Source organism: Kitasatospora sp. NPDC057542 (assembly GCF_042801945.1).
Taxonomy (GTDB): Bacteria; Actinomycetota; Actinomycetes; order Streptomycetales; family Streptomycetaceae; genus Kitasatospora.
Window position 1 is genome coordinate 1 of the sequence record NZ_JBHVFE010000437.1, and the last position, 7,569, is coordinate 7,569.

10 protein-coding genes and 1 pseudogene are annotated in these 7,569 nt (G+C 75.6%); 4 read left to right on the top strand and 7 right to left on the bottom strand.

Features of this window, described 5'->3' with window-relative positions:
* Nucleotides 1-160 precede the first annotated feature (160 nt).
* Nucleotides 161-745 carry a pyridoxamine 5'-phosphate oxidase family protein gene (locus tag ACFU7Y_RS35650; RefSeq protein ID WP_224284064.1) on the bottom strand — a complete coding sequence of 195 codons (585 nt, stop codon included), beginning with the start codon at nt 743-745 and terminating at the stop codon, nt 161-163.
* Between the two features lie 157 nt (nt 746-902).
* Here ACFU7Y_RS35650 and ACFU7Y_RS35655 point away from each other — a divergent pair, with 157 nt between their 5' ends.
* Entirely contained in the window at nt 903-1,838 is a 936-nt protein-coding gene (locus ACFU7Y_RS35655) for a helix-turn-helix domain-containing protein (RefSeq protein WP_224284065.1), read from the top strand.
* A 138-nt stretch (nt 1,839-1,976) separates the two neighbouring features.
* Here the strand turns inward: ACFU7Y_RS35655 and ACFU7Y_RS35660 are convergent, their stop codons facing one another.
* Nucleotides 1,977-2,411, bottom strand: a complete 435-nt coding sequence (locus ACFU7Y_RS35660) for a CBS domain-containing protein (RefSeq protein ID WP_224284066.1) — start codon at nt 2,409-2,411, stop codon at nt 1,977-1,979.
* Between the two features lie 307 nt (nt 2,412-2,718).
* Between ACFU7Y_RS35660 and ligD the strand changes: the two are divergent.
* Nucleotides 2,719-3,588, top strand: a pseudogene (gene ligD / locus ACFU7Y_RS35665) (non-homologous end-joining DNA ligase); the annotation flags it as partial.
* A 66-nt stretch (nt 3,589-3,654) separates the two neighbouring features.
* On the top strand, nt 3,655-4,509 hold the full coding sequence (locus tag ACFU7Y_RS35670; RefSeq protein ID WP_380770847.1) for a DNA ligase: 855 nt from the start codon (nt 3,655-3,657) through the stop codon (nt 4,507-4,509).
* A 33-nt stretch (nt 4,510-4,542) separates the two neighbouring features.
* On the opposite strand, the gene ACFU7Y_RS35675 is transcribed toward ACFU7Y_RS35670, so the two are convergent.
* The 4 genes from ACFU7Y_RS35675 to ACFU7Y_RS35690 form a co-directional block, all read right to left on the bottom strand.
* Nucleotides 4,543-5,127: a type 1 glutamine amidotransferase domain-containing protein gene (locus ACFU7Y_RS35675; RefSeq protein WP_380770845.1), complete on the bottom strand. Its 585-nt coding sequence runs from the start codon at nt 5,125-5,127 to the stop codon at nt 4,543-4,545.
* Between the two features lie 11 nt (nt 5,128-5,138).
* Nucleotides 5,139-5,435, bottom strand: coding sequence for a PRC-barrel domain containing protein (locus tag ACFU7Y_RS35680; RefSeq protein ID WP_224285291.1), 297 nt, complete (start codon nt 5,433-5,435; stop codon nt 5,139-5,141).
* Between the two features lie 4 nt (nt 5,436-5,439).
* Nucleotides 5,440-5,844, bottom strand: coding sequence for a DUF3040 domain-containing protein (locus tag ACFU7Y_RS35685; protein WP_224285292.1), 405 nt, complete (start codon nt 5,842-5,844; stop codon nt 5,440-5,442).
* Between the two features lie 65 nt (nt 5,845-5,909).
* Entirely contained in the window at nt 5,910-6,356 is a 447-nt protein-coding gene (locus ACFU7Y_RS35690; protein WP_380770846.1) for an HAD family hydrolase, read from the bottom strand.
* Nucleotides 6,357-6,561: 205 nt separating this feature from the next.
* Here ACFU7Y_RS35690 and ACFU7Y_RS35695 point away from each other — a divergent pair, with 205 nt between their 5' ends.
* Complete coding sequence (locus ACFU7Y_RS35695) at nt 6,562-6,852, top strand: hypothetical protein (protein WP_224283405.1); 291 nt, start codon at nt 6,562-6,564, stop codon at nt 6,850-6,852.
* A gap of 41 nt (nt 6,853-6,893) precedes the next feature.
* Here ACFU7Y_RS35695 and ACFU7Y_RS35700 read toward each other — a convergent pair whose 3' ends face one another.
* Complete coding sequence (locus ACFU7Y_RS35700; RefSeq protein ID WP_224283406.1) at nt 6,894-7,493, bottom strand: GNAT family N-acetyltransferase; 600 nt, start codon at nt 7,491-7,493, stop codon at nt 6,894-6,896.
* Nucleotides 7,494-7,569 lie beyond the last annotated feature (76 nt).

Here is a 7,569-nt window from a genome sequence, read left to right on the forward strand (position 1 = left end):
GCCTCGGGGTGCGGCGGCCTCGCCGCGTTCCGCCGGGGGAACCCTGAACGCCCACGAGGTGTACGCCGGGACGGGGTTCGTACCGGTCCCCGGTCCGGAGGGGCCGGTGATCCTCGGCCCGGCCCCGATCGGCTGACAGGCCGTCGGGAGCGTACGAGCGTCAGGACGGCCGCGGCGGGAGCGGCAGCGGGACGGCCGGCAGGCCGTCGATGCTGGTGCCGACCAGCGGCTTGCGCTCGCAGTAGGCGCCGAACTCCTCCTCGTCCTTGCGGTCGAAGTACTGGGCGTGCAGGTCGCGGTCGGCGCGGTAGTCCATGAACGGCACCGCGTACCCGCAGGAGTCGCTGACCCGTTCGGCCCTGACCAGCACGATCGCCCTCAGACCGGAGCCGTCCGCGGCCGGCCCGAAGTGGCCGAGCAGTGCGGCGAACCTCGGGTCGTCCCGGAAGACCGGCTCACCGCGCCCGTGCACCCGCACCACGGTCGGCGGGCCCTCGAAGGCGCACCACATCAGGGTGATCCGGCCGTTCTCCCGCAGGTGGGCGACGGTCTCGGCCTGCGAGCCGCCGAAGTCCAGGTAGGCGAGGGTGAGTTCGTCGATCACCGCGAGCGTCCCGGAGCGCCCCTTGGGCGAGAGGTTGACGTGCCCGTCGGCGTCCAGCGGGGCGGTGGCCACGAAGTAGACCGGCTGGCGCTCGATGAACCGGCGCAGCCGACCGTCGATGCATTCGTACTGCTTTCCCATGTGCGCGATTGTGCCCGCATCTCGGCTGGCAAGAAAGGAGGATCCGGTCCCTGAGACAGTCCGCCGCCCGGGGTCGCACGAGGCCTCCCGGAGGCCTCCCGGCGCCGCCTACCATGGCCCGTGCATGCCACCCGCCAGGCCGAGCAGGGGAGTTGCGATGACCCGGAACACCCTCCTCACCACCTCGCCCGGGACGGTCCTCGGCACCCCCGCCGCGCCGCTGCGCGGGTACGTCCTCGGCTACCGCGGCTACCGGCTGGCCCTGCGGCAGCCGCTGCGACGGCTGGAGGTGCCGACGGACGCGGTCACCGTGGCACTCGTCTTCGAGGGCACGATGAGCCTCACCGACGCCGTCTCCCCCGCGCCGGCCACCGCCTTCGGCTCGGTCGCGGCCGGGCTGCGCCGCACCGCGACCATCGCCGAACACGCGGGCGTGCTGCACGGGTTGGCCGTCTCGCTCACCCCGCAGGGCGCCTTCCGGGCGTTCGGACCGCTGGCCGGCGAGCTCGGCGGGCACTGGGCCGAGGCCGGGGACGTCCTGGGCCCGCGACTGCGGTCGCTGACCGACCGGCTGGCCCACACCCCGGGCTGGCCGGCCCGGTTCGCCATGCTGGACGGCTACTTCGGTGCGCTGTTCGCGTACGGGCCGGACTGGGACCCTTCGGTGCACTGGGTCTGGCGGCAACTGCGACACTCGCACGGGCTGGTGCCGATCGGCACCCTGGTCAAAGGCAGCGGGTGGAGCCGACGCCGGCTGGAGCTACGCTTCCGCGAGCACCTCGGGCTGGCCCCCAAGCAGGCGGCGGGCATCCTCCGGCTCCAGCGCACCCTCAACGTCCTGACCGCGCACGAGGACCGCCCCAGCGGGGAACGCCCCGCCGGGGACCGCCCCACCGGCGCCGACCTGGCCGCGCGCTGCGGCTACTACGACCAGTCCCACCTCGACCGGAACTTCCGCGCCATGGTCGGCTGCTCGCCGCGCGCGTTCCTGGCCTCCCGGCGCACCGCCGCCGCCCTGCCCCAGCCCGCCGGCCGGGTGACCGACCGGGTCACCGGGCGGGTGACCAGCACCGTCCTGGGCGCCGGAGGCTGAGGCGTGCGCCCTTGCAGGCGTGCGCATTCGTACAAGACGCACCGGTGCCCCGCCCGGCATGCTCGAAGGGCCCGGCCGGTACGGGGGACCGGCCGGGCCGGAAGCGGGCGCGGGCGGGGCGCGCGGGGTGTCAGCCGGTCACTGCTTCATGTAGACGCTGTCCATGAACTCGATGATCTGCTGATCGGTCAGCCGCTGGCCGTCACGGTGGCCCATCGCCAGGTCGGCCTCGCTGATCATGCCCACCAGACGGTCCCCGTCGATCACCGGGATGCGCCGGATCTGGTGCTGCTCCATCTTGCGCAGCACCACGTCCATGCTGTCCTCGGCCCGCACGCAGTGCAGGTGGCCGGCGAGCTCCATGGCCGTCATCTTGGACGGGTTCTTGCCCTCCGCGATACATCGCAGCACGATGTCGCGGTCGGTGATGATGCCCTTCAGCTTCTGGTCGTCGCCACAGATCGGCAGCGCGCCCACGTTCTTGTCGCGCATCATCTTCGCGGCCTCGGCCAGCGTCTGATGGGCGCCGATGCACTGGGCACCGGTGTGCATGATGTCTCGGGCAGTGGTCACGGGGACTCCTTCGTCGATGGTTCCCCCCGGCTGGCCCCCCCGCATCCCCCCGGCGGCCCATCCGGGCTCCCGCCGTCGGAGCGGAAGGCGTGTGACCGCGCCCTCACCATAAGCAACCCCGTCTCCGTCCGCGACCCCGGCCGGTCGCTCACCCGCGGGGGTGAGCGGTACGCACGCCGGTGGAGCGGCTGCGCGCGCTGTGCCTGGCGCTGCCGGACGCCGCGGAGCGGGTCAGCCACAGGGGAACCGGGGCAGACTGGCTGCGGGGGCCACCCACCGGAGGCAACGGAGGCGGACCGTGCCGCAGATGACGGTGGACGGGCGCACCCTCGCCCTCTCCCACCTCGACAAGGTGTACTACCCGCGCACCGGCACCCCCAAGGGCGAGGTGCTGCGGTACTACGCCGCCGTGCACACCGCGCTGCTCCCGCACCTGCGCGACCGCCCGGTCTCCTTCCTGCGCTGCCCGGACGGCGTCGAGGCGGAGGTGTTCGTCGCCAAGAACCCGCCGCCCGGCACCCCGGACTGGGTGCGCACGGTCGACGTGCCGAGCAACACCGGCGAGCTGCGCCAGGTGGTGCTGACGGACGGCGCGGCCCTGCTGGCGGTCGCCAACCTGGGCTGCCTGGAACTGCACGTCCCGCAGTGGCACGCCGCCGCGCCCGCCCTCGCCGACCGGCTGGTGCTCGACCTCGACCCCGGCGAAGGCGCCGACGTGCTGACCTGCCGTACGGTCGCGCTGCTGCTGCGCGAACGGCTCGCGGCGGACGGCCTGGCGGCCTGGGCGAAGACCTCCGGCTCCAAGGGCCTGCACCTGCTGGTCCCGATCGAACCCACCCCGAGCACCCGGGTCTGCGCGTACGCGAAGGCGCTGGCCGCCGCCCTGGAGGCCGAGCACCCAGACCTCGTGGTGCACACCATGGCCAAGGCCCGCCGCCGGGGCCGGGTGCTGGTCGACTGGTCGCAGAACAACGCCAAGAAGACCACCGCCGCGCCGTACACCCTTCGGGCCCGGCCGCTGCCGACCGTCTCCACCCCGCTGGCCTGGGCGGAGCTGGAACGGGCCGGCCACGAGCAGGACCTGGTCTTCACGCTCGCCGAGGTGCCCGACCGGCTGGCCGCGCACGGCGACCTGCTCGCCCCGCTGCTGGACCCGGAACGGGCCCGGCCGCTTCCCGGTGCGCCCGCGCCGCCACCGCAGCCGGAGCGGTCGCGCCAGGTGCTGCGCCCGCCCGTCGAGGTGATGCGTCCGGCCGCCGTGACCGCCGTCCCGCCCGCCGACGGCCTGGGTGGCGGGGGCGTGCAGTACGAGCTGAAGCTGGACGGCTTCCGCTGCGTCGCGTTCGCCCGGGGCGAGCGCCCCGCGTACCTCCAGTCCCGCAGCGGCCGCGACCTCGCCCCCGAGTTCCCGCCGATCGCCGCCGCCGTCGCCCGGCTGCCGGAGGGGCTGGTGCTGGACGCCGAGCTGGTCGCCTGGCGCGGCGGCCGGTTCGCCTTCGGCGAGCTGCTGCGCACCCGCCGGGCCCGCGCCGCCGCTCCCGGGGTGGCCCTCGGCCTGATCGCCTTCGACCTGCTGGCGCTGCCCGGCCGCGACGTCCGCCGGCTGCCGCTCACCGACCGCCGCCGCCTGCTGCTCGCCGCCCTCGCCGACGTCCCGCCGCCGATCCAGCCGGTCATGGCCACCACGGACCGGGCGGAGGCGCTGGAGTGGATGGAGCGGCTCGCCGACACCGGGGTGGAGGGCCTGGTCTGCAAGGCCGCCGCCGCCCCGTACCGCCCGCGCGGCGCGGGCCGCGTCTGGGTCAAGTACCGCCGCAGCGACACCCTCGACGCCACCGTCCGCGCCGTCACCGGCCCGGCCGCCCACCCGCGGGCGCTGATCCTCCGGCTCGACGACGGGCGGGTGTTCCTGACCACCCCGCGGCTCACCCCGGTCCAGTCCCGCGAGGTCGCCGAGGTCGCCCGCCCCCTGCTCGGCCCGCCCACCACCGACCCCGACCACGGTCCGGTCCACCCGCTGACCTCACCCCTCCGCGCCGAACTCACCCTCACCGGCCGCCCGCCCACCGCAACCTTCGTCCGCCTCCGGGGCGACTGACGGCCGGCTGCGGTCGCGCGGTGCCGCCGGCGTTCACGTCCGCCGCTTCGCCGCGGCGTGGGCGAACTCCGTCACGAAGGCGTCGTCGAACAGCGGCAGGTCGTGCGGTTTGCGACTGGTGACGAGCGGGCCGGGCCCGTCGCGGCAGACGTGGACCGGCTCGTCCACCCAGTGCGCGCCGGCGTTGACCAGGTCGGTGCGCAGGCTGGGCCAGGAGGTCAGGGTGCGGCCGCGCACGGCGTCGGCCTCGATGAGCGTCCAGGCCGCGTGACAGATCGCCGCGACCGGGCGGCCGGCGGCGCAGCAGGCGTGCACGAAGGCGACCGCCGGGCGGTCCAGGCGCAGCCGGTCGGGGCTGGCGACGCCGCCGGGAAGGACCAGCCCGTCGTAGTCGGCCGGGTCGGCCTCGGCGACCAGGGCGTCCACGGCGAAGGTGTCGCCCGGGGCCCGGTGCCGGACGGCCTGGACCCGCCCCTCGGCGGTGGACAGCAGCCGCGGGGTGCCGCCGGACTCGGCGACCGCCTGCCAGGGGTCGGTCAGTTCGACCTGCTCGGCCCCGTACGGAGCGACCAGGAAGGCGATCGTCCGGCCGGTGAGCGTGGTGGACGGCCAGCCCATGGCACGGTCGCTCAGCGCGGGTGCGGGGCGGTCAGGTCGACGGCCGTGGGCGGGGCCGAACTGAGCCTGGCACGTGGGCAGTCGAGGTGGACGGCTCGGTCGAGGTGGTCGAGCCGGGCGACCAGTCCGGCCGGAACGAGCACCCGGGCGCCCGGCACCCAGGGCTCGGCGTCGACCAGCAGGTGGTCCCCGGCGTCCTGTTCGACCCGGCCGACCGGGCCGTCGGTGGCGTGCACCTCGTACCCGACCAGCGTGAGGTCGGCGGCGGGATGGGAGCCCGGGCGGTACTCCCACAGGTCGGTGGTCATCGCGTCATGCCTCCGGACGGTCCCAGGGGCGCCGCTCCCGGCGTTCCCGCGTCTGCGCCGGATCCGCCGCGTCGGTGGGGCTGCGGGCCGCGCGCCGGCGGCGCAGCAGCTCCGAGGTGGCGATCGCGGCCGCCACCGTGGCCACCCAGACCACGCCGAGCGCGACCAGCACGGCGGTGACCGGGGTTCGTACGCCCACGCCGAGGCAGATCGCCGTCATCACCAGGGCGGTCAGCACCACCCCGGCCGAGATCCTGCGCCCGATGCCGCGAAGCACACCCCGGACCCGGCTGGGCGGCCTGGCGCCCATCGTGCTCAGCTTCCGGTCGAGCCGTGTGTCCTGGCGCAGATCGGACTCGATCTCCTCGAGGAGCCGCCGCTCCCATCCGCTCAACGCGGGTCCGTCCATCTCGGTCACCTCCGACACTTCGGGTGACGTGCTCACACTCGGCCGTTGCCCGGTACGGGCTGGTGCTAACCGTTCGGGGCGCCGCCTGTTGCGGCGCCGGCGGGCCCGAAGGCCCGGGGGCGGGCGAGCAGGCTGTCGTCCAGGACGCTCAGCAGTGCGGCGGCGTCGCGGTGCACCTCGACCGCGCCCTCCGCCCGCAGCTCCTGGCCGGTGTCCGGGCCGACCGCCAGGGCCACGCACGGCACCCCGGCCCGCCGCGCCGCCCGTACGTCCCGCACGCTTCCGGCGACGGCCACGGCGTGCGAGGGCCTGCCGTCCACCAGCTCCAGCGCGGCCCGCACCGGGTCGCCGCCGGGATCGGCCACGGTCAGCGCCGGGGCCCCGGCCGGCCCGGGGCCGGTCAGCACGACCGTCCACCCGCGGGCGGCACACTCGCGCAGCAACTCGGCACCGCCGGGCAGCGTGGGCTGCCACCAGTCGGTACCGAAGAGAGCCGTCGAGATCACCGTCATGGTCACCGCTCCGTTCGCGGGCGACGCACCGAACGCTCCCCTCCAGGTTAGGTCGCTCCTCCGCCGCGCGCGCAGCCTGCGCCCCGAGGGCCCCGAAAACCGCTCGGCGGCCCGCCGGGGCACGGGACGGCTGGGAGGTGCCCTGCCCTGCCTCCGTTCGGGACGGCGGGCCGGTGGAGCGACGAGCGGTCCGCCGCGGCCCGGAGTGGCGCCGGCCCACCTGCGTCGTCCGGGCACAGGCTTCCGTCTGTACGGGGAGGCCGGCACGTTCGCCGACAACGTCGGACTGGCCGACGAAGCCGCGCTGACGGACGCGGCGCAGCCGGGCACGTACCGGAAGGCCCTCGGCTGGCTGATCGCCGCCGATCGGTTGGAGGTGGCGGCCGCGGTCGTCGCCGTCCTGCCGGACCGTCGGCTGACGGCCGTGCAGGAGCAGCGCTTCGCCGAGGGCGGCGCCCACGCGTACGGGGTCCACGGCGCGACCGTCCGGGGCTGATCCCGTCCCACGGCGCCGTCCGCGGACCCGTCCGCGGGCCCTCAGTCCGCGAACGCGTCAGAGGCCAGCCGGGCGTGCAGGTGCTCGTCCACGTAGACGCCCCCGCCGTAGGTGTAGGAGCCGCGCAGGGTGCCCTCGTACGGGAACCCGGCCCGCGTCGCGACGCGACAGGAGTCCTCGTTGGCGACGGCGTGGTAGAGCTCGATGCGGCGAACGTCGGCGTGCTCCACCGCCCAGCGGGTGACGGCGGTGGTGGCCCGGGTGGCCAGGCCCCGGCCGCGGGCGGCGGCGAGCAGCCAGTAGCCGATCATGGCCACGCCGTCGTCCCGGTTGGTCCACCCCAGGTAGGCGTTGCCGCAGAGGCTGCCGTCGGCGGCGTCGACGACGGCGAACGGCGCCGCGGTGCCGGCGGCCCAGTGCTCCTCGCAACGGCCGAGGTAGGTGTCGACGACCACCGGGCCGGCGGCGCTGAGCGGGCTCCAGCGGGCGACGGCCGGGTCCGCCGCGGCGGCGGTCAGGGCGGGCCCGATGCCGCCGGGCACGTCGAGGGCGCGCCCCCACGGGCGCAGCAGGACGTCACCGAGGTCGAGGACGGTGGGGCGGAAGACGCGCTGGTCGGTGCCGGGATCGCTGGTGGTCATCCCGTCTTCCTATCCCCCGCTCCCCGGTGCCCGCCAGCGAATATCGCGTTTCCGGCACCGCGCGACCGGCGCGACC